The sequence below is a fragment of the Brucella intermedia LMG 3301 genome (genome assembly GCF_000182645.1).
GTDB lineage: Bacteria > Pseudomonadota > Alphaproteobacteria > Rhizobiales > Rhizobiaceae > Brucella > Brucella intermedia.
Genome location: NZ_ACQA01000002.1, coordinates 502,296 through 527,635, shown reverse-complemented (window position 1 = coordinate 527,635; position 25,340 = coordinate 502,296). Strand labels below are relative to the sequence as shown.

Below are 25,340 nucleotides of genomic sequence, written 5' to 3'. Positions count from 1 at the left end.
AGCGTAAACACGCAGAAACACGGAGTTTTATATTTACGTTACAGGACTTGCACGCCCGATTGTCGCCACATACCAGCTACCGCCCGTTCAATACTGCCTCGATCAAGGTTTTTTGCTGCCGTAAACAATCCGACAACCTGAACCGGGTTTCCACGGTTCGTCGTGCTGCAGCTCTCATCTGGAGACATGCATCGGGGTCACGAAGCACGTTCATGATCACTTCCGCCAACACGTCCGGCTCAAAAAACGGTACAAGCAGCCCGTTTTGGCCCGAGCGGATCAACTCCCGAACGGGAGGCGTATCCGAACCGATGATGAGCGCGCCGCATGCCATCGCTTCCACGACCGACCAGGACAGGACAAACGGATACGTCAGATAGATGTGGGCAGTCGATATCTGATAGAGTTTCCGCAACTGGACATGCGGGATCGTGCCGGGAAACACGATTCGATCCGGCGGCAGATCAAGATTCCCGACGAGATGCTCGCGCCACGAACCGCCTCCGGGCGGCGGGGTTCCATAGCTGACGCCATCGCCGCCAACAAAAACGAAGATCGCGTCATCGTTCTGCCGGATGACCTTGGCCGCAGCCTCGAGCGCTTGAGGAAAGCCGCGATAGGGTTCGAGATCGCGCGCGACAAACGTGATTACGCGCGATTCTCCTGCCTTCAGCGTCCGTCCGTCCGGCAACTGGATCGTTGCGTGACGATCCGGATAGAAGAGTTTGGTATCGACCCCTTCGTGAACCACGGCAATGCGGTTCTGAACGGAACGCGGATAAAGGCTCTTTTGCCAATGCGTCGGGCTGAATCCGCCGTCGATACCCTCAAGGGTAACCAACTGCGCCATGTTACGCAGGCGCAGGCGCTTGCGGGTTTCAATATCGGGCCGGTCGCCCGGTGCGAAACCGACATCGGCACCATTCGCGCGGTAGAAAAACTCGCAATAGCCAAGTGCGGGGACTAAGGGCAGCACGTCCTTGACGAACATCATGCTGCCCCAGCCAATATGACCGACGACGATATCGGGTGCCTGACCATGATGGGCCATGGATTCCAGGGTTTCGGCCACACGGTACCCGATCCTCGTGTGATGATCGGGTACTTCCAGATATCTGGCCATCGCACCGCCGGTGCGAGGACCAGATTCTACTCTGTGGCGAATGACGCGAACCGCTGGGAGGCGACGGTCCACTGTCTCGCAGATCAGGCTTACCTCATGTCCACTCGTAGCCAGATTCTCGGCTAACGCAGCGAACTGACCGAAACCGCGCCTGTGCACAAATGCTATACGCATGTTACGAAACGTGTTCGGCTAGCGGCCGAAAATAATCGCAACCCATCAAATGCCAAACCGTGCGGCATTACCCCACACGAGTTCCAGTCTGTGCAGTGTCTGATAGGCAATCTCCAGATTGCGAAGATCGTCATCATCGCGGGTGAGGATATGGTTGTAGGACCGGCTCGCATTCCGCAAGCTTGCACACAGCCTTTCACCCTTGTCCGTCAGGCGAATACGGGCAGACCGTTTATCTCTCTGCGAGGTTACACGGTCGACATATCCACCATCGGTAAGCTGTTTCAGATAATAGGAAATGTTGGAACCGACATAATGCCCGCGATCCAATAGTTCACCCACAGTGAGCTCGACATCGCCTATAGCCATCAGAACCAGGGTCTGGGCCGGACCGATATCTTCCACGCCTAACTTCGTCAGCTCGGTTTTCAGCAAGCTTACAAAGCGGCGGTTCACTCGTTCTATCATCCGGGCCAGCTCGAAATGCGTGATAACGACTGTATGAACCGGATGTCTGCGTTCCTGTTTTTCGGCGGTAACTTCAGGAAAATCAACGGCAGTAAAGCCATCGACTGATGTTTCGACTTCCACTCCCTCGTGTAGAAGTTTTTGCATCTTTTGCTCTCCATTTTCAATTTTACTTCAAATTTTGAAGAAATTTGCAGTTATATTTTCTTTGCTCCTTTCGCATTTCCCCGCCGTAAGAACCTTTTTTCTGTCACATTCTCTGCAGTATTACTTTACTGATCTTGAGAACTAGCACACAGTTTTTAGGGATATCCGCCACCTGTGACCATTCCAAGGCAGATAGCGTATGAATGATACTCGCGAAATCAACTCGATTGGCAAGAGCCCTGCACACAAAAAGGGGCAGGACGATTCGGTAACTACGCCGAAAGGCCTGATTTTCAAGGCCCGCCGCGTTTTCCTGTCGGGACTACTTTATGCAGTGCTGCTGAGCGCCTGTATCAATTTGCTACAACTCACTGTACCTCTCTACATGTTGCAGGTTCATGATAGGGTGCTGAACAGCCGAAGCATGGACACGCTCACCATGCTGACCGTGCTCGCCATCGGCGCCATGCTCGTGTTCGGGGTGCTGGAATTCATCCGCTCCCTGTCGTTTCAGGCCATGGGCAGCGCACTTGTGCGCCGCCTGAATCTGGCGGTTTTGACGGCAGCGGTGCAGGCATCCGTGAATCAGGGCATGCCGAAAGCGACTCAGACGCTTCGCGACCTCAACGAGCTGCGCAGTTTCCTCACCTCACCGGCGATCAATGCTCCACTCGACGCCGCGTGGTCGCCGATCTTTCTCGGCGTCCTGTTCCTGCTCCACCCCATGCTCGGCGTGATTGGCCTCGTCGCCGTCATTATCCTGATTGCATGCGGCGTGCTGACCGACCTCCTTACCCGAAATCTCATTCAGGAGGCGAACCAGGCGAACATCGAAGCGGTGTCCAAGATCGGCAGCAGCTTGCGGCATGCCGAAGTCATCGAAGCCATGGGCATGCTCCCCGGCGCTCGCTCGCCGCTGGCGCACGATGCAGGTTCAGGCGCTTGAAGTGCTCGATCTCGGCGGAACCCGCGCCCGTGCCCTCTCCTCGATTGCCCGGACGGCGCGTTTCATCATCCAGATCGGATCGCTCGGCATAGGCACGCTGCTTGCCATGCAGCAGGAAATCACGCCCGGCGCAATGATCGCGACCAGCATCATCATCGGCCGCCTGCTGATGCCGTTTGATCGAATCGTGGAAAACTGGCGCCAGTGGGTCAGTGCAATCGCCAGTTGGAAGCGCGTCCAGTCATTGCTTTCGGAAAACCTGGCTGTGCGCCAGACCATGCCGACGCCGCGCCCCAATGGCGACCTCGTGATCGACAAGCTCATCTATGCCGCACCCGGCGTGGATGTCCCGATCATCAAGGGCATCTCCTTTTCGATCTCGCCGGGTGAAGTCCTTGGGGTTGTCGGCCCCTCAGCCGCAGGCAAATCGACGCTGGCCCGGCTGCTGATAGGCATCGTCAAACCCACCTCCGGCGGCGTTTTCCTTGACGGAAACAATGTCTATCTCTGGGAACGCGGTTCTTTCGGTGAGATTGCGGGATATCTGCCGCAGTCCGTCTCGCTGCTGGATGGAACGATCAAGGACAATATCGCCCGCATGGGTGACAGCGATCCGCATCGCGTGCTGGAAGCCGCACGTCTGGCCGATGTGCATGAAATGATCGGCCGCATGCCGCTTGGCTACGATACCCCGGTGGGCGACGGCCGCCTGACTTTGTCCGGGGGGCAGCGCCAGAGAATTGGTCTCGCCCGCTGCCTCTACAATCGCCCGCGCCTGATCGTTCTCGATGAACCAAATTCGAATCTCGATGCGGTCGGCGAGCGCGCGCTCATCCGGGCGGTCGAACACGCGCGCGACGATGGCGCCATTGTCATCATGATCGCACATCGGCCATCTATCATGCAGGTCGCCGACAAGCTGCTGGTGCTCGAAAACGGACGTATCTCGCAGTTCGGGCCGCGCACGGATGTGGTCGCCTCACTGACACCTGCCAGTAATGGCCCGCAAATGGGAGCAGCAAACGCATGATGGGCAAATCGATTATTCCTCGTCGTGTTTCCAGCCTGCTCGCGCCGCGCGCGGAATCGTCGGATCACCAGGCTCTTACCCGTTTTGGCAGCGTCAAACCTGAATGGGCGCTCGATCTGGAGCGCGAGGATTCAAGATCGCCCCTGCGTGGGCTGATCATTGCAGGCCTCGCAACGATCGGCGTCGCTTTCGGCGGGTTCTTCGCCTGGGCCTATTCTGCCAATCTTGGAAGTGCGGCGGTAGCAATGGGCACGGTCATCGTCGATTCCAAACGCAAGACCATCAGCCATCTCGAAGGCGGTATTCTTGATCGCCTGCTGGTGCAGGAAGGCGATATCGTCAAGGTCGGCCAACCGCTTCTGCGGTTGGACGACACAAAGGCACGTTCCGACCTCCAGTCCCTTGAAAGCAGGCGCATCGGCTTGATCGCAAAACTCGCTCGTCTGCGCGCAGAACAGGCGGGGGAGAAGGAGATCAGCTTTCCCGCCAGCTTTGCCGAGAGCGGTGAAAACGCGCAGAATGCCATTCGCGCCGAAAACATCTTCTTCCAGAAGCGACTTGCCCAGAAACTGAGCAAGATCGACATACAGCAGAAAACTATCGAGCAATATACGGAGCAAGCCAAGGCATCGACCGCACAGATAGCCGCGACGGACCGGCAAATCGAACTCATCAGCGATCAGCGCAAGGCGATTGCCAGCCTCGTCGAAAAGGGTTTTGCCCAGAAATCGAAGCTCACGGAAATCGATACGCGTCTCAGCCAGCTCGCCGGCGACAGAGGCGAGTATGCCGGTGACAAGGCGAAAGCCGAGCAAGCGAAAGCCGGCGCGGAGTTTGCCCTGACTGGAATCGAAAGCGATCTCCAATCCGAAATTGCAGGCGAAATCACATCAAGCCAGGTCGAGCTTTCGGATGTGCAGGAACGTATCGTCGCGGCCAAGGATGTGATGCGGCGCGTGGAAGTCCGCTCGCCGCAAGACGGGATTGTAGCCAACATCCGGCTGCGTACGCCGGGCGGCGTCATCGCGCCGGGCGAAGCGATCATGGATATCGTTCCTGAAAACGAACCCCTCGTCGTCGAAATGAAAATCAGCCCGCGTGATATCGACAGCATTTCGGTTGGCGCAGGCGCACAAATCCGCCTGACCGCCTATAATCAGCGGTCAATGGCGCCGCTGGATGGCAAGCTGACCTATATCGCCGCCGATCAGTCACTTGATGAGAAGACCGATACCGCATTTTTCGTGGCACGTGCCGAAATCACTCCGGCATCGCTCGCCGCAAATCCAACCGCCCGACTTTATCCCGGTATGCCGGCTGAAATCATCATCGTGCATAAGGAACGTCGTGCGATCGATTATCTGGTTTCCCCCATCACGGACAGCCTGAACCGGGCCTTCCGCGAAGATTAATATCCAGAGAATTTCAAAGTAAAACTCGATCATAGGTTGAAATTCCCGAAGGAAGTGTCGCCGCACATGAAATGACATGTGCGGCGTCATCTTGTTGAAATATTTTCACATTTCTCTCCTCTCGGCAGATAGTTCAAATTTAGAACCAATTTCTACGTAAACACAAAACAAATATAAATTATAATCACTGCAAATAGATTTCATATTTATGTTTACAGAACTGCAATATAAATTAACGGTAATAATTTGTTACTTACGCATGCCGCAATTATACCAAATGACGATGTTGCAATTCCACATAATGCAGAGCAGACTACTAAGAGCATAATGGTCGGAGCATTCCGGCTTGTGGAAACCCCTACAGGAACACAAGGAGAAGCAGATGGCCACTCTAGAAGGCGGCGCCTACGACGACGTGTTGTTCGGCTCCCGCTTTGACGATTTCATCCGTGCCCATGGCGGTGATGATCTCGTATTCGGAGGCGATGGTAACGACACCGTCTTCGGCGGCAACGGGAATGACATCCTTTTCGGCGGCACGGGTAACGACACCCTTTTCGGCGAAAACGGGAACGACATTCTCTTCGGCAATGAAGGAAATGACGTCCTGAGCGGCGGCAATGGCAGCGACGTGCTGTATGGCGGCAATGGAGATGACATTCTCCAGGGCGGCAACGGCTCCGACCTGCTCTATGGCGGCGCACATAATGACATTCTCTACGGTGGGAACGGCAACGACATCCTTGATGGCGGTGCTGGAAACGACGTTCTCATCGGCGGAAATGGCAGCGATACATTCCTGTTCAATGGTGGCGGCGGAAACGACGTCATTCTCGACTTCAATCCCGGCGAAGACATTCTGCAGATTCAGAAGGGTATCAATGGTCTTGATATCTCTTCCGCAGACGATCTTGCCGACCGTGTCACGCAGGTTGGTGGCAATGTCGTTGTCGACCTCGGCAATGGCGACACCGTTACCCTCGTGAACACCAATGCAGACGATGTACAGGCTCATCCCGACCAGTACTTCACTGTTCACTGATTGAACAATTGAGAGCGTGCCCGGCAATCCTCCCGCCGGGCACGTTTCGACTTCGCCGGATACCCAACTTCCCCGTTGGGTGTCCGGACCTCCTGCAAGCTGAACTTTTCTGCAAGAATGAAAGGGCCACACATTGAACCTCGACCATTCGGCGGACATTGAAAGCAAAACCGAGAACCTCTCCATTTGCCGTCTTTGCGCCGATGTGGCTGTGGTCATCTGGGATATTCCAGGCCCGGCTCGCACGACCACCAAATGCACATTTGAAATGCCCGTTCAGCCGGTCCCCTTGCTGAGCGTCGGCATTCCGCTTGAAAATGGGGGCCTGCGCATGTTCTGGGCCATGCGTACCGGCAGTGAACCCGCGGAACTTTCGCTCTCGGCAGGGTCTCTTGGCCCGACGGCGCAAGCGGTCGTATATCCGGCAAAGGAACTTGCCCCTTTCGACGTCGAATATGTCGTAAGCGATCTGACGCTCCCCGGACATATCAAGCTTCTCACCACTATTCTGACCACGTGGCGCAGCACTTTCCGGCTTTCGCGAAACCAGACTTTCGCATCCCTCGTGCGGGACCTGACTTTCGCATTGACGCCGGAACCGCGCGAGGCCCAGCATTGCGGCGAACCTGTTCAGGGACATCACCTCCTTGAAACAGCGGTCGACCCGATGCTGGGCGAGATTTCGGCTATCTATGGCATCACTTCCGGCAGCGTGATGGTCATTCCACCACGCTTTGTGGTGGGCAGGCAGGCGCGCAGCGCCTGGCAGCCATGCCATCTTCTGCTGGAAGCAGCGCAAGACCTGCCCTCATCGCTTCTGCTGGTGCTCACGGGACAGAAAGGTGTCGCCGTTCGCAAGCTTGCGAGCGCTAGTGAACAAACGGATTTTGCCAAATGGTGGACCAAATGGCAGGGCAATGGCGCCTTGCGGGAGTTTCTTGTTCGCCAGCTCGGCAAGCTAAGCCCTGCGGGTGCGGCAGTCGCCATTGATTTGCAAACGCGCACGCCCCTGCCCGTCCGCCAGATTGCACAGTCTGCCACCCATCCGGCCGCTGAAATCGATCTCGCTCTGGCGCTCGATGGCGGGCTGATCGTGGGTGGATGGATGCATGATCCCGCCGCCATGCTTGCGGATATCGAATATCTCCCGGAGAACGGAAGCGCATTGTCGCTGAAGCCGAACTTCCACAAATTTCCCGGCAAGGTGGCCAAGCGCGAAGATACACCCCAGCAGGATGTGACGGGTTTCGTCGCCTGGCTTCCTTCGGTGCAGAATCTTGGACCCCTCCTGCAGCCACGTTTCCAGTTGCGCCTTGCTTCCGGCGCGACCGCGCCTCTGGTGCCCGCACCCCAGCCCTTCGAGCCATCCGCGCAGCGCAACCGCATTTTGCGGTCCGTGCCGCCGCAACAGGCAAGGCCACACGTATTCTCCCATATTCTGGGACCGGCCCTCACCGAAGTTGAAAAGAAGCTCGCTGCAACGGTGCACATAGCCGAGGTGAAGGAATTCGGAACGACGCCTGCCTCCCCGCTCGCGTCCATCGTTATTCCACTCTATCGCAATCTTGATTTCCTGCGTTTCCAGTTTTCATCCATGGCGACAGACCCGTGGCTGGTGGAGAATGCAGAGTTCATCTTCGTGCTGGATTCTCCTGAAATTCAGGACGACACCGAGCACATGCTGGGTGGGCTGCACATCCTGCACGATATGTCGTTCAAGCTGGCAATCATGAACCGCAATGGCGGCTATGCGCGTGCCTGCAATGCAGGTGCCAGCATTGCGACCGGAACAACCATCGTGATGTTGAATTCGGACGTCGTGCCTGCGGAACATGGCTGGTTGCAGCAACTGATCCAGCCTTTGTTCGATCAGCCCAAGCTTGGGGCAATCGGTCCTCGCCTCCTGTTTGAGGACGGCTCGCTTCAGCATGGCGGGCTTTATTTCGCCCGCGACCGTCAGGGCATCTGGCTCAACCATCACTATTACAAAGGCATGCCGGGTAACTATCCACCGGCACTCCGTCCGCGCGAAGTGCCCGGCGTTACCGGTGCCTGCCTTATAACGCGCAAGGATATCTTCGATCTCGTCGGTGGCTATACGGAAGACTATGTCATCGGCGACTATGAGGACAGCGATCTTTGCCTGAAGATCAGGCAGCTTGGCTTCCAGATATTCTACGAGCCTTCCATAGCGCTTTACCATTTCGAGCGCCGCTCGATCCGCCGCAGCGCGGATTACATGCGCGGCCTCGCCAGCCAATACAATTCCTGGCTCCATACACAGCGCTGGGACGACGACATTACCGAATTGATGGCTCTGCCGCAGGAACAGGAGCGCACTGTCGACCTGTCGAATGTCATCATGACCAAATCTGAAAGGAGCGCCGCTTGACGGACGTGGTAGCGCTGAAACAGCCAGAACCTGAAGCCAAACCAGCAATACCGGATGTGCAGATCGACTGGCTGATGCAGTCGGTATTGAAAAACCGCTTCTTGCCCTCGCCCGATCCGAACAGCGTATTCGTCGGCGATGGCGATTATCGCGCGGTCGGCGCAGAGTTTCTCGGGCATTTCATTCGCAAGGGCGGCCTTCGGCCCGACGCGCGCGTGCTCGACATCGGTTCCGGCATCGGTCGCATGGCAGTGCCGCTGACGCAATATCTCGACCCGGCAAAAGCCCTTTATTCCGGTATTGATCCCGTGTCAGGTGGCGTAAACTGGTGCCGCCAGAACATCACGTCGCGCTACCCGAACTTCGAGTTCCGCCACATCGATATCGCCCATGACCTCTATAATCCAAAAGGGGCGGTCAACGGGCTCAGTCTCGTCCTGCCTTTCGCTGACAGGAGTTTCGACTTCGTCATCATGACGTCGGTAGTCACCCATCTGCCGTCCGACGAGGTTAAAACCTATCTCGAACAGGTTTCCCGCGTTCTCGCTCCTGGCGGAAAATTGTTCATGACCGCATTCGTCGTGGACGATGTGGCCGCACGCGACCGTCACGGCAAACGTGACAAGCGACTAGCATTCGAGCGTCATGGAAGCGGACCATGCTGGTTTGTGCCGGAACTGCCGCCGCTGGCGGCAGTCGGGTTTGAAAATGGCTTTCTGGACCGTGCGCTTGCCGGTGCAAAACTGTCGCTCGAAGCAAAATCCTTCGGTCACTGGCGCGGCATCGAGGCGGATCATTATCAGGATATTTTCATCGCTTCGCGAGGTGCTGCCTGATGGCCCAACGCGTCCTCATCGCGGCTCATAATCACCCGTCGCTTCATCCCGGCGGAACGGAAATTTTTGCGCACGACCTGTTTCGCGCCTATCAGCGCGCCGGTTGCGAAGCCATGTTCATAGGCGCCACCAACAAGGTGCACCGCGAGGCCCGCCCCGGAACAAGCTTCCAGAGCATTGGCAATGGCGGCGATGAAATCCTGCTCTGGTCCGGTCATTTCGACCTCTTCTACATGAGCCAGATCGACCTTTACGGGATTGTTCCCGACATTGTCGAACTGCTGCAGGACTTCCGGCCCGACGTCGTGCATCTGCACCATCTGCTTTTGCTCGGCGCCGAATTCCCGCATATTGTGCGCCGCACGTTGCCGGATTGCCGTATCCTACTGACTTTGCACGACTATTATCCCATCTGCCACCATGATGGATTGATGGTCCGCACCACGGGCAAGGAGCTTTGCCATGGTGCAAGTCCCGACCGCTGCCATGCCTGTTTCAAGGACATTGCGCTCGATAAATTCGTGCTGCGCGAACGGCATATCAAATCGCTCTTGAGCGCTGTCGATGCGTTCGTTTCACCGAGCGAGTTTCTCAAGCAACGCTATGTGGAATGGGGTCTCGCGGAAGAGTTGATCAGCGTCATTCACAATGGTCAACCGGAGCGCCCTTCCCTCGAAACAAAGCAAATCGAGCGCAGCAAGCCGGTCTTTGGCTATTTTGGCAATCTCAATCCGTGGAAAGGCGCAACAGTGCTGCTGGAAGCAGCACGGCAGCTTATATCGGAAGACTTCGATTTCGAACTGCGGGTCCATGGTGCAGCGCCATTTCAAAGCGAAAGCTTCGTCAGTGAAATCGAGCGGCTCTTTGCAGAGACATATCCTTTCGTCCAGCGTCGGGGTGCTTATCGGCGCGATGACATCGCCCAACTGATCCAGACCGTCGATTGCGCCATAATGCCGTCGATCTGGTGGGAAAACGCTCCGCTTGTCATTCAGGAAGCGCAGGGACAGAACCGTCCCGTCATATGCAGCAATATCGGTGGAATGGCCGAAATGATTGAACATGAGGTCAATGGCCTCACCGTTCCGCCGAACGATCCGCTCGCGCTCGCCCAGGCGATGCGTCGAATGGCGGAAAACCCGGATCTGCGCCAGTCGCTCAGCGCGAATGCACGTCATCCGGACACCATCGACACCACGGCAGCACGCTATCTCGATCTGATCGGGACATTGCGGATCGCGCGTGTCGAGGCAGCATGAGAGGTAAATCATGAACATCGCGACCAAAGTTCCAACCGAGGGGGAAGCAAAGCAGGCAGCAACACCCAATGCCGCCGCCGGACCTCAAAGGACCGAAGCCATGAAAGGACGCGTTGACGCCATCGAGGAAGGCCGCCTCTATGGCTGGGCCTTCGATCCTTCGGTCCCGACCGAACGGCTTCTGATCCGGGTTCTGCTGGATGACAAGCCTATCGCTGAAGCTCCGGCCGACAAGGATCGCCCCGACCTGAAGCGCAATGGTATCGGCGATGGCAAGCACGCCTTTGAAGTGATGCTGCCGCAATTCGCCGCTGCACGGGCTGGCGAACTTGTCGTCGTTGCCGCCAACGCCGCAGGCGGCGAGCAAAAACTGCGCGTGCCGAAGCCCGACGAACAGGCCGCCGAAGCGCTTATCGCAGCACCCATGACACGCATTCTGGACAAGCTCGACATGCTGATGGCGGCGCAACGCCAGTTGCAGGTCAACCAGCGTTCGCTGCAACGCGTCGCGCCGACCCTCGACGCATCCGGCAATGCAGCCCCCGCCGAATTGCTGGACATTGCCAGTTCCGTTGATGGCCTGCGCACCGATCTTCATCAGCGCATGACCGAGCTTGATGTGCACATTATGCGCATGGACGGTGTTGTCGCCGGATTGGAACAGCGCATGGAAGACGTGCGCAAGCGCAGCAGCGGCGACATCAAGCTTCTGTTCATGCTGATGTTCGTGCTGGCTGGTTTCGTCGCCGGTGCCCTTCTGACCCTTGCAGTCATGCCCTGAGGGGACGTCCATGGCGCAAGACGAAAGACCTGTCGCACAGCAGCCGGCTGCAAGACCTTCCCGGTCTCCGGATCGTCCTCCCATGATGATGGAGGGCGAAATGGTCGTGGGCAGCGTGATCGAAGACATGCTGGTGCTGGTGCTTGGCATCGGCAGCGCCGCAAACGATCAGGTCACGGCCTTTCTCAACGGCGATCCTGCCATGAGCGTGAAAACAAGCCTGATCACATGGCCGCTCAAGGAACCTTCCCCTGCGGGAACCCATGGTTTCGTCGCCATCGTGCCAACGGCTGCTCTGCGCCGTGGCGTCCTGAAGACCATCATGTTCCAGCATCGGGCGAAGGTCGCTCGCTACAATTTCGCGTCGCGTTCTGCTTCTATCGCGGATTTTGTCGCCATGATTGGCGATCTGGCCGGACCGAGCCTGCCTGGCGTCATCGATGAACTGGTGGAAGGGCTGATCTCCGGCCCTATCAGCCGGAAGAAACTTTCGGCGATCACCGTTCTGTTGCAGGCGGGAGCCCGCTCCGACGGCTGTATCGAACTCATCGGCGGCAGCGACGAAGGCGAAATTTTTGTTCAGGGCTGGGCACAGGACCTGACGCCTGCTGTTACCCGGCTGCTGATCAGCGGCAAAAATCCATCCCTCGCGGAGTGCGCGATCAGCGTCTTTGCACGGCCGGACCTGAATGATGAAGCATCAGGATTTGCAGGACTTCTGGTTGCCAATGAGCCGGTCGAACCGACCGATATCGAACGGCTTCTGTTTCGCGGGCGGCGGGGCTGGCGTTTTACCGAAGTCTATGACCGCAGGCTGTTGTCCGGCTCGCGTGAGACGCCGGGCCACATACGGGCGATCCTGCCACGGGTACGCAGCTCGACAGACATTCTGCTGCGCATGCGGTCTGCCGCCAACCGCTTCGATGGCGCCGACACGGTATCCGGCCTCCCCTTTCCCGTCCGGATGGGAATAGACAATGCCTTCCGTGTGGAAGGAAGTGGCATGCTTGTTTCCGGCTGGCTGCTCGATCCTGACAGCCATGTGGAAAGCGTGAAACTCCGCCGCCATCGCGGTGAAATCCAGATCGACACAAGCTGGACCCGTATAGACAGGCCTGATGTAACCCGCGAATTCGACAATCAGCCGCCGTTCAATGCCGGGCTCGACCCCAGCCGTCACGCCCATGGGTTCGTGGCCTTCGCCCCGGAACTTGCCGGTGACAGCACCTCGCCGTTCTACCTCGAACTTTCGATCAGCGATGGGCGACGCGCCTTTTTTCCATTGACGCCCACCCGCGTCACGTCCCGCGAAGCCATCGTCCGGCAAATCAGGGCAACCGATCCGAACGCATGGGCTCTGCGCCATATCGTGGACCAGCAACTCGTTCCATTGCTGCGCGGCGTCAGCCGCCCTGCGCCTGAAGTCTTCGGCGTTGTCGATCTCGGCCCCTTCGAGGATGCGATAGGGCCTGCGATCATCATCGGCATCGATGAACGCGTCGAGGAGATCGAAGCCTTGCTTGCACTGCTCGCGCTCGATCCGGAAACCCGGATCGCCCCGATCGTGATTGCGGCGGCAAGCGAGATCATCGACCGCATCGGCGTACAGATCAGACGCCTTGCCGATTTCTACCGCCTGCGCATCCGGCTCGTTTCAGCGACCGGTTCCGAGGACCTCTACGATGCGCTGGAAGTCGGCGCCCGCACGGTTACAACGGATCAGGTCATATTCCTGGCCGGATCGCTGCTGCCGCGCCGCGCCGGATGGCTGAACAAGCTCATCAGCGCCTATGAAGCGCACAAGGACTGCGTCCTGTCACCCACCCTTGCCTATGAAGATGATTCAATCCGCTGGGCTGGAACCTGGGTTGCGGGTCCGCCCTCCGGCATGTCGGCGGATCGGGCCCTGATCAGCCGCTATGCGGGTTATCCCATCGACGCCGTATCGGGAATGTCGTTGACGGAAGTCGCAACGGCGACGTTCGAGTGCTGCATCCTTCCCCGCGAAGCGCTGTTTTCGGTCGGCGGCTTCACGCGCGGCTATCTCGGCACCCACGAAAAGGGACTGGATCTCGGATTGAAACTGAAACAATCAGGCTTGCGCTCCTATTGGTTGCCTTCGGCCCAGATGCTTGGAGCGGACGACACATCCGTTACCGACAGGGCATCGACCATCGCACTCATCGAGCGCATTGACCGGCAGGTCTTCGATGCGCGTTGGTCCTCCATTCTCGCTGGCAGGCGCAAGGCTCAGGCGGAGGAACTTGCATGAGCGATAAACTCCGGGTTCTCGTCATCTCGCACGCCCACCCCTCGATCTCTCTGGGGGGCGGTGAAATCGCTTCCTACAATCTGCACAAGGGGTTGAACAGCATTCCCGAGGTGCAGTCGGTCTATCTGGCGCGTGCGGCCCATCCGATCCCGCGACATGGCACGACGGCGCTCATGAGCATGCGGCGCGCCAGCGATGAAATCCTGTTTCATGCCGACGAATACGACCATTTTTATCTGTCGAACAAGAATACCGATGAAATCCGCCGCGACCTGCTGCGCTTCGTCCGAGACTACGACCCCGACATCGTGCATTTCCACCATGTCCTGGGCCTCGGGCTGGAGACCCTCTACGCCATCCGCGAAGCGTTGCCGGACCGGATCATTCTCGTGACTTTTCACGAGTTTCTGTCCATCTGCAACAATGACGGCCAGATGGTCAAAGCCGGCACATCGAAGCTGTGCAGCGAGGCGTCCCCCATCGATTGCCACGCCTGTTTTCCGCAGATACCGCCAGCGCGCTTTCTCAAGCGGGAACGCTTTGTGCGCGGCATGCTGGAACTTGCCGACGCCTTCGTTTCACCGAGCGAATTCCTCGCCAATCGCTATCTCGAATGGGGCCTCGATCCGGACAAGATGGAAGTCATCGAAAACGGCATAGCCATCCGCGATGTCACCCCTCCACGTGAGTTGACCGGGCCGAACCCGCGCCGCAACCGCTTTGCCTTTTTCGGTCAGATCAATCCTTTCAAGGGCATAGACGTGCTGGTCGATGCGGTATCCCGTGTCCCGGAACAGGTCTGGGGTGAGGATTCCCGGCTGATGATCTTCGGAGGCAATCTGGAGAAGCAGCCACCCGCCTTTCAGGAGCGCATGCACAAACTGATCGAGGAGGCTGGTCCGCGCGTGCGCTTCTATGGCGCTTACCAGAATGCCGAAATGCCACGCCTCATGCAGTCTGTGGACTGGGTGGTCATGCCTTCGATCTGGTGGGAAAACTCACCTATCGTCATTCAGGAGGCCTTGCATCATCGACGCCCGGTCATTTGCTCGAACATCGGCGGCATGGCGGAGAAGATTCGCGACGGCGAAGACGGCCTGCATTTCCGGGTGCGCAGCGCCGAGGATCTGGCCGACCGCTTTACGGAAGTGCTGAGCGAATCGGGCGTGTGGGACAGATTGCATCAATCCATCCGCAATCCGGTCCATTATATCGACTGTGCGAAGGAGCACCTCGATCTCTATAACCGGTTGCGGGAGTCAAAACCGCGCAGACAGAAACCGGCAGTTACGCAAACTGCTCTTTCACAGGCAAGCTGAGCCTGGCTTGACCTTATTGAAACAGAAGGAAAACCGTATGGCACGCGCCCTCGTCATGATCCCTGCGGGAGAAGTGTACGATCACGACAATGTCCGCTGGTATCGTCATACCGACGTTCAGGGCAGCATCAATCATTATCACAATATCGGCGACGCCTTCGTCTTCGAGTCATCGTTGAAGCTCATGGATTACGAGAAGGCTTCCGAACTCCCGATCACCAATTTTTCCCCGGAAAAGATCGATCAGCTGCGCGAAGAATATGATTATGTGATCCTGCGTGGCTCGAACTATATCAACAAGGATATGAACTGGCGCGACACGATCCCGGTATTGCAGCGGCTGAAACTGCCGGTCATCGCATTCGGCGTTGGAGCGCAGGCGCCGGTCAGAGGGGAAATACAGCTTTCAGAAGAGACGAAGGCGGTCCTGCGCATCATCGCGGATTCCACAACATCCATCGGTGTGCGCGGTGCTTATACGGCCCAGGTGCTCAACGATATTGGCATCCGCAATGTGCGGGTCATCGGTTGCCCGACCGCGTTTCGCCGCAACAACCAGCATCTGCGCATCAAACTGCCGCCGCTGGAAAACGTTGCCCAGGTCGGCGTTACGGTTCGCCGCGAGGTGTCGCCTGCCTATGCGCAGGACATCGAGCAATATCTGACCCGGCACCGCGACCTCATCAAATCCATGGCCCAACGCTTCGATGTAACCTTGATGGCGCAGGGCGAGATCGATGAAAAGAAGATGGTCCTCGGGACAGCGGAGCAGAAGGAAGAGGCCATTGCGGCCCTCAAGGCGCATCGCTGGACAGCAGACTGGTATTTCGACGAAACGGTGGAAAACCTCTATCGCCATCGCATGTTCTACTCGGATGTCGTCGCAGATTACGAGGAACTGGTGCGCAAGCAGCAACTCGTCCTTGGTTATCGTCTGCACGGCAACCTGATGGCGCTGGCCAACGGCGTTCCGTCCATCTACTTCACCTATGACAGCCGCACGGCAGAATTTGCAGAGACCTTCAAGATACCGAGTTACGACGTCTTCAGCGACAAGCCCTTCCGGCTGGAAGACTACTGGGACCAGTCTCTTTTCGACAAATACAACCGGGCCTGGTTCGAGACCTATGCCGAGATGAAGCATTTTCTCGATGAAAACGGCGTCCACAACAAGATGACCGAAACCGGGCTTCCCATCGCGGAACTGAAGGTCGCGTGAGTTCAGCTCTTCGGCAGTTGGGCAGGACCGTTGCCCTTCTGCTCTTCTGCCAGAAGCGACCATGCGGCGATGAACATCGCGGCAATCAGCGGGCCGACCACGAAACCGTTGATCCCGATCAGTGAAATTCCTCCGACCGTGGAGATCAGCACGACATAATCAGGCATGCGGGTGCCTTTTCCGACGAGCGGCGGTCGCAGGAGATTATCGACCAGTCCGATCACGAATACGCCGACGAAGATCAAAACAGCGCCGCTGATCCACTCCCCGCTTGCAAAGAACCAGGCCGCCGCCGGTATCCAGACAAGAGCAGCGCCGACGGCCGGCAGCATGGAGAGGAACGTCATCATGACGCCCCAGAGCAAGGCTGCTTCCACGCCGAGAAGCCAGAAAGTCACCCCGCCTATCGTTCCCTGAATGATGGCGATGATGATATTTCCCTTCACGGTCGCCCGGATGACGGCTGTGAACTTTTCCAGAAACTGCCGGGTGTAATCGTCGTTGAGCGGAATGGCCTGCCTGATCTTCCGCCCCAGCTCCGCACCGTCGCGAAACAGGAAGAACAGCAGGTAAAGCATGATGCCGAAACCGATGAAGAATTGCAGTGTATTCTGGCCGAAGCTCACCAGCCTTCCGGCGAAAAGCTGGCTGCCCTGCATGATGGCGGAGGAAATGCGCGAGCGCCATTCCGCGAAATCACCCAATTCAAACCGGGTCAGCCACTCCTCCAGCGAATCCGGCAAGGCACCCAGGATGCGGGAAATATAACTGTTCAGGTCAAACTCGCGGCTGCTCAGGCGTTGATAAAGGGAGTTACCCTCCTGAACCAGCGAACCGAAAATCGCCAGCATCGGAATGATGACCAGACAGATGCACATCAACACGGAAAGCAGGGCGGCAATGTTCTTCCTGCCCCCGAGCAAACGTTCCAGACGCTGTTGCACCGGCGAGAACACCACGGCGAGAATAACAGCCCACAAGACTGCCGAATAATAGGGCAGCAGCAACCACGCAAAGGCGATGGTGACCAGTGCCAGAAGAATATAGAAGCTCGCGCGCTGGACGGACATGAACACCTGCTGCAGATTTCCGGGTCGGCAAACCCTGCCCGGAAAACCGTTCCAATTCAATAGGGAAGCACGGGCCAGCCGATCATGCCGCTCTCAAAGGCACCAGCTTTTCATTCGGACGCGAACGCGCAAGCGTGCTCAGAAGATCGCTTTGCGATACGAGCCCGATGATGCGGCGCATTTCGTCGATGACGACGACGGCATGCGCCAGACCATCAGTGAGGCTCGGCACGAGGCTCATCACCGGATCAGACTGTGACGCGGTGGGAGCCTCCACGATGTAGTTTCTGAAATCATCGCCTGGATGCATCAACTCACGCAAACCGATCACGCCTTTCAGGCGCCCATCGGATGTGCGCACCGGCAGGGTCAGCAGATTATGCCGCAGGATCAGCTCGCGCGCCTGGCTGGCGGTTGCACCTTCGTCGATACTGACGACATCCCGCGACATGATATCGGCGCATGTCAGATCCCCGCGCGAGCGAGTGGACACTTCAAGCTCCACCTGCCGCAGCAGACGTCCGAGATCGTTGCGATCAATATCGAAGCTTTCATCCAACGCCAACAAGGCGCGGTCGATATCTTCCTCGCGGATGCCCATGCGGACCGAAGGCGGCAGGTCTTCCGTGCTGTGCTTGTTAACCGGCGCGGCAGCAGCCACATGCGGATATTTCCGGCGCGACAGTTTGTGAAACAGGATCCCCAGTCCGACAAGAAGGCAGGAATTCAGCGCAACCGGCACCAACGGGAACAGCAAGCCCCATTTGGCGACCGCCGATCCCCCCAGAACCGCGGTCAGCGCGGCTGCGCCGCCGGGCGGATGAAGGCTGCGGGTGACGGACATGGCAGCGATGGCCAGAGCCACGCCAAGGCCGATTGCCAGCGCCGGATCATCGACAAACTGCGTGACGGCCAAACCGACGAAGGCCGAAATCGTATTGCCGCCGATGATCGACCAGGGCTGGGCCAGCGGGCTGGTCGGAACGGCAAAGAGCAGAACTGCCGAAGCGCCGATCGGTGCTACGATCAAAGGAAGATGCGGCCCATTTCCCAGCAACATGCTCGAAATGAAGCCGGTCAGCGCGATACCGATCAGGGCGCCGAGGCAGGCAATGGATCGTTCCCGCAGCGTAGCGCCGGCAAGAACCGGCTTGAACAGCCGGAAAGCGCGCGACTGGTTTGGTTCGGTATCTCTTTGGGTCATTCCGTCAATCAGGCCGATGATAGGGAGGCTTCAGCAAAAAACCGTTGAAGCTGAAGGCTATTCTCTTGGGGGTGAAACAATATCCTGCCCTTGCCGGATTCGAACAAGAAAGCAAATCCGTATCCGCTTGCAGGAACGGAAAAATCCTTCTCCATTCATCAACTTAACGAGAACAATGGTCTCAATGCCATTTCAAGTCCGAGAACCATGAGGCCTATCAGAAACCAACGGCGAAAGCTTTCCGGCCGGATTTTGCGGCGAAAGAACTGCCCGAGGAACATCCCGGCCAGTGCGGGAGCGATGGCCAGGACGGAGATCAACAGGAGATCGCCCGAATAGGCCTGCCTGCTTGAAAGCCCAACGCCCAGTGCGGCAGTCGAAACAGTGAAGGAAAGCCCGAGCGACTGCACAAGATCGTCTTTTCTAAGCCCCAGAGAACTCAGATAGGGCACTGCCGGAATGACAAATATTCCCGTTGCCCCTGCAATCAACCCCGTCAGGAGGCCGATGACAGGGGATAGCAAACGCTCGAGCTTTTCCGGCACCTGTAGCTGGCGGGCCAATAACGTATAGGCTGCATAGACGACGAGCGAAAAACCCAGCATCGATGTGGTGATTGCAATATTTCCGCCGACCAGAACCGCGGTGCCTGTGATGGTCCCCACCACAATTGCCAGCATCATGCTCCATAGGCGAAGCATGAGCGCACCGAAACTCGGCCCTGCCACAAGCTGCCACAGATTGGTGACGAAGGAGGGAATAATCAGCAGGCTCGCGGCTGCGAGCGGAGATATGAGCGCGCCCAATATGCCCATCGCGACGGTTGGCAGTCCCATTCCGGTCACGCCTTTGACGAAGCCGGCGCAGAGAAACGTAATCGCAATCGTGAGGATCAGGGAGAAGGAATAAGTCATGTCCCTGCTATAGCGACATGGCCAGCGGGCGGAATGCGGAAGTTCCTCATCCAGCCTTCGGCTTTCCCATAGGCAGGATTCGCGCTAACATCGGGCATGCGCTTTGATCTTACCGACCTTAGCCTCTTCCTTGCGGTAGCCGACACCGGCAGCATCACTCATGGCGCGGCGGAAGTAGGCCTCTCGCTTCCAGCGGCAAGCGAGCGTCTGCGCGATATGGAAGCGGCGGGACAGGTTATACTTCTGGAGCGCGGGCGGCGGGGCGTAACCTTGACTGAAGCGGGCGAAGCCCTTGTCCATCATGCCAGAACAGTGATGCGGCAGATGGCGGATATGCATAGCGAATTGGGTTTGCATGCCAAAGCCATGCGTACAGCAATCCGTGTTGCGGCCAATACGGCGGCGATTACGGAGTATCTTCCGGCAAAACTCGCCGTCTGGATGGCGGAAAATCCGCGCATCGATGTGGAACTGAAGGAACGGCAGAGCACCGATATTGCCCGGGCCGTCCTGCGCGGGTTTGTCGAGATCGGGATATTATCGGACGCGGCAGATACAACCGGTCTGGAAAGGGTTCCGTTTGCTAAAGATCAACTGGTGCTGATCACGGCCAAGCACCATCTTCTCGCCAGCTATAGGCGGGTGAGTTTTCCGGATATCCTGCAGGAGCAATTCATCGGCCTTTCAGCCGGTGCCTTGCAGGAGCACATCGAGAGCCAGGCGAGCCGTCTGGGCGGCAGGCTCAAAATCAGGACGAGGCTTCGCACGTTTGAAGGAGTCGGCCATATGGTGGCTGCCGGTGCAGGGATTGCAATCATTCCGCAGACAGCCGCCCAACGTCTCAGAAAGACGCTGCCAATCGCGACTGTTGCGATCTCCGATGCCTGGGCCAGAAGAAATCTTGTAATCGCCGTGCGGTCCCGTGAGGAACTGACCGCCGCCGCCAGATCCCTCGTCGACCATCTGGCCGAAGAGCGAGCTACCCAGACTTTGGTAGTATAAGCGCTTTCGTTGAAGCTCAGGCATTGGCAAGCCGCCGGGTTGCATCTACATTCTGTTTGAAGCGCGCCGGAAATCATTGCCGATTCAAGAGCAAGTCCGGTGCGGAAGCGATTACTGCAGTGACCTGATAATATCGCATCTGATTGCCCGAAGCGCCCAAAGAGGCGTGGGGAACTGAATTCAGAATACGGGCTTGCCCGCCGCAACATAGTCTGGGAGGACGCTATGATGAAGACTATCGCCGCTCTGGCGACGACACTTGCCATTTCCGCTGCAACTTTCACCGCACAGGCACAAAACTATCCTGAACGGACGATTACCATGGTCGTGCCTTTTGCGGCAGGCGGGCCTACCGACACCGTGACCCGTCTTGTCGCGGAATCCATGTCCAAGGACCTCGGCCAGCAGGTCATTGTCGAAAATGTGGGCGGCGCGGGGGGAACACTTGGCGCGGGGCGCGTCGCAACCGCGGACCCGGATGGCTATACGCTCCTGCTTCACCATATCGGCATGGCCACAAGCGCCACTCTCTATCGCAAGCTTGCCTATGATACATTGAATGGCTTCGAATATGTCGGGCTGGTTACGGAAGTTCCGATGACCATCGTTGCGCGCAAGGACCTTGAGCCGACCGATCTGAAGGGGCTGGTCGAATATGCCAAGGCCAACAAGGATACCGTAACGGTCGCCAATGCGGGCATCGGGGCTGCCTCGCATCTGTGCGGAATGCTGTTCATGAGCGCTATTGAAACTCCACTCGTCACAGTTCCATACAAGGGAACCGGCCCGGCCATGACTGACTTGCTCGGCGGACAGGTCGATATCATGTGTGACCAGACCACAAACACGACCAAGCAGATTCAGGCAGGCACGATCAAGGCCTATGCGGTCACCTCTCCCGAACGTCTGGACGTGCTGAAAGACCTTCCCACGACCAAGGAAGCCGGCCTTGACGGCATGGAAGTGGGCATCTGGCACGGCATTTACGCCCCCAAGGGAACCCCGGCGGCAATCACCGAGCGGTTGTCGAAATCGCTCCAACTGGCCCTGAAAGACCCGAATGTGGTTGCCCGCTTCGCCGAACTCGGCACAAAGCCGTCATCGGAATCCGACGCCACGCCTGCCGCGCTGAAGGCAAAGCTGGAATCCGAAGTCGCACGCTGGAAGCCGATCATCGAGGCTGCCGGACAATACGCGGACTGACGTCGCGGCCTTCAATCAAGGTGCGCTATCTGGCGCGCCTTGATTGTCATGTCCCTGAGGCCGCCTCGCAACCGCAGCCTCGGGATAGCTGATCCCATTCACATGCCGAGCCACGGCATAGCCCTTTCAACGGCAAATCCGAAAGATGATTAGCCCATGAATGAGCCCTCAAGGAAATTTTCTATCGATCCGACCAACGGATTATGCGGTGCCCTTCTCACACTGACCGGCGCCTTTTTCGCCTATCAGGCGCTGGGTCTGGACTTGGGCACATCGCTACGCATGGGACCGGGATATTTCCCGCTTGTTCTCTCAGGCGTACTGGTCCTGCTTGGACTGGTCATACTTATCCAGGCGACGCGGGTCTCCGGTGAGCCGATGGGCCCGATCGCATGGCGCGGCCTGTTCTTCATTCTGCCCGCGCCCATATTCTTCGGCCTCACGGTGCGCGGCCTCGGTTTCATACCGTCATTGTTCCTCACCTGCCTCATTGCCTCTTTCGCCTCGATGCGCATGAAGCCGCTCGCAGCACTGGTTCTTGCGGCTGCAATCACTGTCTTCTCCGTCATCGTGTTCAGCTACGCCCTCGCGCTGCCGTACCAGCGTTTCGGGCCGTGGTGGCCGTTCTAGGAGGTCGGACATGGAACTTTTCAGCAATCTTGCGCTTGGTTTCTCCACCGCATCGACGCTTGCTAATCTCGGCTTCTGCCTGATCGGCGTATTGCTCGGCACCTTGATCGGCGTATTGCCCGGCATCGGGGCGACAGCGACAATTGCCATGCTTCTCCCGGTCACGTTCCAGATCGGCGATCCGGTTTCGGCATTGATCATGCTCGCCGGTATTTATTACGGCGCCCAATATGGTGGGTCGACGACCGCTATCCTCATCAACATGCCGGGTGAATCTTCATCAGCCGTCACCGCCATCGATGGCTATCAGATGGCGCGACGCGGACGGGCTGGCGCCGCACTTGCCATCGCGGCAATCGGTTCGTTCTTTGCGGGCACTGTCTCGACATTTCTGGTAGCGGTGTTCGCTCCGCCACTGACTGAAATCGCGCTGAAGTTCGGCTCGGCTGAATATTTCTCGCTCATGGTCGTGGGTCTGGTGTCGTCCGTAGCACTGGCGCACGGCTCCATTGTCAAGGCATTGGCGATGGTCGTCCTGGGCCTCCTGCTCGGTCTTGTCGGCACCGACATCTACACCGGCGCGCCGCGTTTCACGCTCGGTATCACGGAATATGCAGACGGGCTTAATTTCGTTGCCGTTGCCGTAGGCGTGTTCGGCATTGCGGAAATCCTCCGTAATCTCGAAAGCGAACATACGCGCGAAGTGCTGATGGCAAAGGTCACAGGACTGATGCCGACACGTGACGATTTCAAACGCATGACGGCACCGATCCTGCGCGGAACCGTCATCGGCTCGGCGCTTGGCATTCTGCCCGGAGGCGGTGCCATTCTCGCATCCTTTGCTTCCTATACGGTCGAAAAACGCATTTCCAGCACGCCCGAAGAATTCGGAAAAGGTGCGATCGCAGGCGTTGCGGGACCGGAATCCGCCAACAATGCCGGGGCGCAGACATCTTTCATTCCCATGTTGACGCTGGGCATTCCTGCCAATCCGGTGATGGCACTGATGATAGGCGCGATGATCATCCAGGGCATCGTGCCGGGGCCGAACGTAGCGACGGAACAGCCTGCCCTGTTCTGGGGCGTGATTGCGTCCATGTGGATCGGCAATCTCATGCTCATCGTCCTGAATTTGCCGCTGATCGGCCTCTGGGTGAAGCTTCTGACCGTGCCTTATTATGTGCTCTTCCCGATTATCATGACGTTCTGTTCAATCGGGGTTTATAGTGTGAATTCGAATGTCTATGACCTCTATGCGGTCGCATTCTTCGGATTCATCGGCTACCTGCTGGCCAAGCTGCGTTGCGAACCGGCTCCCCTGCTGCTCGGTTTCGTTCTCGGCCCATTGCTGGAGGAACATCTGCGGCGCGCCATGATCCTGTCTCGTGGCGACCCGGCAACCTTCTTCACCCGACCGATCAGCGCCATTCTGCTTGCCATAGCGGCAGCCGTACTCGTGGTCGTGCTGCTTCCATCGGTACGCAAGAAGCGCGACGAAGTATTCGTGGAGGAAGGTTAGAGCACTTCCAGCAAAAGTGTGAAACGGTTTTGCGTTGGATAATGTGATAAAACAAATAGTTAGGCGGTTCCGGCGCGTCTGTTAGAACAGGAACCGCTCAAGCCCGGTTGGAGCATTTCCTGTTCAGGCAAAAATTGCTGTTTCAGGCGCATCAGATCATGATGCGCCTGAATTCATCCGCGCCGCGCGCCCGAGGATACGATGTCGAGATAGACCGCCAGCACAAGAATGCTGCCCTTGATGATCTGCTGCCAGAACGTATCGACGCCGAGCATGGACATGCCGTTGTCGAGGCTCGACATGATGAGCGCGCCGACCAGTGCGCCGAGCACGGAGCCGACACCGCCGCGCATGGACGTGCCGCCGATGAAGCAGGAAGCGATGGCGTCGAGTTCGCCGCCCATGCCCGCCGATGGCGTACCCGCGGCAAGGCGCGAGGTCGTCGTCAGGCCGGCCACCGCCGCCATCAGCCCCATCAGCGCGAAGACGGCCATCTTGACGAAGTTGACATTCACACCCGAAAAGCGGGTTGCTTCGGTATTGGAACCGACCGCGTAAATATGGCGACCGAACACGGTCTGCTTGGCGATGACGGTGAAAACGCCAAGGATTACCAGCAGGATCAGCACAGGCACGGGCACGCCCTGATAGCTGTTGAGGATCAGGATGAAGCCGAGGATCAGGACGCCGATACCAAGAAGCCTCGCGACTTCCATGCCGGATGAAAGCAACTGGAGATTATGCTTGCGCTTGCTGGCCCGCGTGCGCAGCGTCATCAGGATAAGCACGCCAAACAGCGCAATGGCACAGAGATTGCCAAGCCATCCCGGCAGATAGCCTTGCCCGATATATTTGAACTCCGGCGAGATGGGCGCGATGGTGACGCCGCCCATGATGCCCAGCACGATGCCGCGAAAGACAAGCTGGCCGCCAAGCGTCACGATGAAGGACGGTATGCCGAGATAGGCAGTCAGCCAGCCATTGAACGCGCCGAGCGCCACGCCGAGCACCAATACCGTACTGATCGTAGCCCATAACGGCCATCCAAGGAGCACATCGAGGACGGCGGCAATGCCGCCAAGGAGCCCCAGAAGCGCCCCGACCGAAAGATCGATTTCACCGGCAACGATGACGAACACCATCGCGGATGCGAGCATTCCGGTGATCGCCATCTGGCGCAGAAGGTTGGAGAAATTGCGTGCGGTCAGGAACTGCGATCGCCCCATTTCGGGGTCATAGGTGAGGATCGCGAAAAATGCCCATATGAGCGCAACCACGATCAACAGAGCGACGATCTTGTATTCCGCCAGAAACTTTCGAAGGCTTTTGCCCGTCATCGTCATATCATGCACCGGTCATATTTTGAGCATTTCCAGCA

The 25,340-nt window shown here is 57.8% G+C and carries 19 protein-coding genes and 1 pseudogene; 14 read left to right on the top strand and 6 right to left on the bottom strand.

What is annotated here, in order from left to right:
- Positions 1–76: 76 nt before the first annotated feature.
- Positions 77–1,297, bottom strand: coding sequence for a glycosyltransferase family 4 protein (locus OINT_RS14930; protein WP_006468695.1), 1,221 nt, complete (start codon positions 1,295–1,297; stop codon positions 77–79).
- A gap of 45 nt (positions 1,298–1,342) precedes the next feature.
- Positions 1,343–1,912: a MarR family transcriptional regulator gene (locus OINT_RS14925; RefSeq protein WP_006468694.1), complete on the bottom strand. Its 570-nt coding sequence runs from the start codon at positions 1,910–1,912 to the stop codon at positions 1,343–1,345.
- A gap of 199 nt (positions 1,913–2,111) precedes the next feature.
- Here OINT_RS14925 and OINT_RS14920 point away from each other — a divergent pair.
- From OINT_RS14920 to OINT_RS14875, 10 genes and pseudogenes are all read left to right on the top strand, one after another.
- A pseudogene (locus OINT_RS14920) lies at positions 2,112–3,888 on the top strand (type I secretion system permease/ATPase).
- Positions 3,885–5,300 (top strand): HlyD family type I secretion periplasmic adaptor subunit, encoded by a 1,416-nt coding sequence (locus OINT_RS14915; RefSeq protein ID WP_006468692.1) that lies wholly within the window; start codon positions 3,885–3,887, stop codon positions 5,298–5,300. Before OINT_RS14920 ends, OINT_RS14915 begins: the two are co-directional and overlap by 4 nt.
- Positions 5,301–5,682: 382 nt before the next feature.
- On the top strand, positions 5,683–6,342 hold the full coding sequence (locus OINT_RS14910; protein ID WP_006470323.1) for a calcium-binding protein: 660 nt from the start codon (positions 5,683–5,685) through the stop codon (positions 6,340–6,342).
- A 133-nt stretch (positions 6,343–6,475) separates the two neighbouring features.
- On the top strand, positions 6,476–8,734 hold the full coding sequence (locus OINT_RS14905; protein ID WP_006468690.1) for a glycosyltransferase family 2 protein: 2,259 nt from the start codon (positions 6,476–6,478) through the stop codon (positions 8,732–8,734).
- Positions 8,731–9,570, top strand: a complete 840-nt coding sequence (locus tag OINT_RS14900) for a class I SAM-dependent methyltransferase (protein WP_006468689.1) — start codon at positions 8,731–8,733, stop codon at positions 9,568–9,570. The genes OINT_RS14905 and OINT_RS14900 overlap by 4 nt, the downstream gene beginning before the upstream one ends.
- The gene (locus OINT_RS14895) at positions 9,570–10,829 is read left to right on the top strand and encodes a glycosyltransferase family 4 protein (RefSeq protein WP_006468688.1); all 1,260 of its coding nucleotides are present in this window, start codon (positions 9,570–9,572) and stop codon (positions 10,827–10,829) included. The genes OINT_RS14900 and OINT_RS14895 overlap by 1 nt, the downstream gene beginning before the upstream one ends.
- 10 nt (positions 10,830–10,839) lie before the next feature.
- Entirely contained in the window at positions 10,840–11,610 is a 771-nt protein-coding gene (locus OINT_RS14890; RefSeq protein WP_006468687.1) for a hypothetical protein, read from the top strand.
- Between the two features lie 10 nt (positions 11,611–11,620).
- Complete coding sequence (locus tag OINT_RS14885) at positions 11,621–13,882, top strand: glycosyltransferase family 2 protein (protein ID WP_036564550.1); 2,262 nt, start codon at positions 11,621–11,623, stop codon at positions 13,880–13,882.
- Positions 13,879–15,201, top strand: coding sequence for a glycosyltransferase family 4 protein (locus OINT_RS14880; protein WP_039853230.1), 1,323 nt, complete (start codon positions 13,879–13,881; stop codon positions 15,199–15,201). The genes OINT_RS14885 and OINT_RS14880 overlap by 4 nt, the downstream gene beginning before the upstream one ends.
- A 37-nt stretch (positions 15,202–15,238) precedes the next feature.
- On the top strand, positions 15,239–16,420 hold the full coding sequence (locus tag OINT_RS14875; protein ID WP_006470328.1) for a polysaccharide pyruvyl transferase family protein: 1,182 nt from the start codon (positions 15,239–15,241) through the stop codon (positions 16,418–16,420).
- Positions 16,421–16,422: 2 nt separating this feature from the next.
- On the opposite strand, the gene OINT_RS14870 is transcribed toward OINT_RS14875, so the two are convergent.
- The 3 genes from OINT_RS14870 to OINT_RS14860 form a co-directional block, all read right to left on the bottom strand.
- The gene (locus tag OINT_RS14870; protein WP_006470329.1) at positions 16,423–17,490 is read right to left on the bottom strand and encodes an AI-2E family transporter; all 1,068 of its coding nucleotides are present in this window, start codon (positions 17,488–17,490) and stop codon (positions 16,423–16,425) included.
- Positions 17,491–17,572: 82 nt separating this feature from the next.
- Positions 17,573–18,694 carry an HPP family protein gene (locus OINT_RS14865; RefSeq protein ID WP_006468684.1) on the bottom strand — a complete coding sequence of 374 codons (1,122 nt, stop codon included), beginning with the start codon at positions 18,692–18,694 and terminating at the stop codon, positions 17,573–17,575.
- Between the two features lie 158 nt (positions 18,695–18,852).
- On the bottom strand, positions 18,853–19,608 hold the full coding sequence (locus OINT_RS14860) for a sulfite exporter TauE/SafE family protein (RefSeq protein WP_006468682.1): 756 nt from the start codon (positions 19,606–19,608) through the stop codon (positions 18,853–18,855).
- Positions 19,609–19,704: 96 nt separating this feature from the next.
- Between OINT_RS14860 and OINT_RS14855 the strand changes: the two genes are divergently transcribed.
- From OINT_RS14855 to OINT_RS14840, 4 genes are all read left to right on the top strand, one after another.
- Positions 19,705–20,610 (top strand): LysR substrate-binding domain-containing protein, encoded by a 906-nt coding sequence (locus OINT_RS14855; RefSeq protein ID WP_006468681.1) that lies wholly within the window; start codon positions 19,705–19,707, stop codon positions 20,608–20,610.
- A gap of 225 nt (positions 20,611–20,835) precedes the next feature.
- Positions 20,836–21,813 (top strand): tripartite tricarboxylate transporter substrate-binding protein, encoded by a 978-nt coding sequence (locus OINT_RS14850; RefSeq protein ID WP_006468679.1) that lies wholly within the window; start codon positions 20,836–20,838, stop codon positions 21,811–21,813.
- A gap of 156 nt (positions 21,814–21,969) precedes the next feature.
- Entirely contained in the window at positions 21,970–22,443 is a 474-nt protein-coding gene (locus OINT_RS14845; RefSeq protein WP_006468678.1) for a tripartite tricarboxylate transporter TctB family protein, read from the top strand.
- A gap of 10 nt (positions 22,444–22,453) precedes the next feature.
- Complete coding sequence (locus OINT_RS14840) at positions 22,454–23,962, top strand: tripartite tricarboxylate transporter permease (protein ID WP_006468677.1); 1,509 nt, start codon at positions 22,454–22,456, stop codon at positions 23,960–23,962.
- 173 nt (positions 23,963–24,135) lie between these two features.
- Here the strand turns inward: OINT_RS14840 and OINT_RS14835 are convergent, their stop codons facing one another.
- Positions 24,136–25,305 carry a sugar ABC transporter permease gene (locus OINT_RS14835; RefSeq protein WP_006470332.1) on the bottom strand — a complete coding sequence of 390 codons (1,170 nt, stop codon included), beginning with the start codon at positions 25,303–25,305 and terminating at the stop codon, positions 24,136–24,138.
- Positions 25,306–25,340 lie beyond the last annotated feature (35 nt).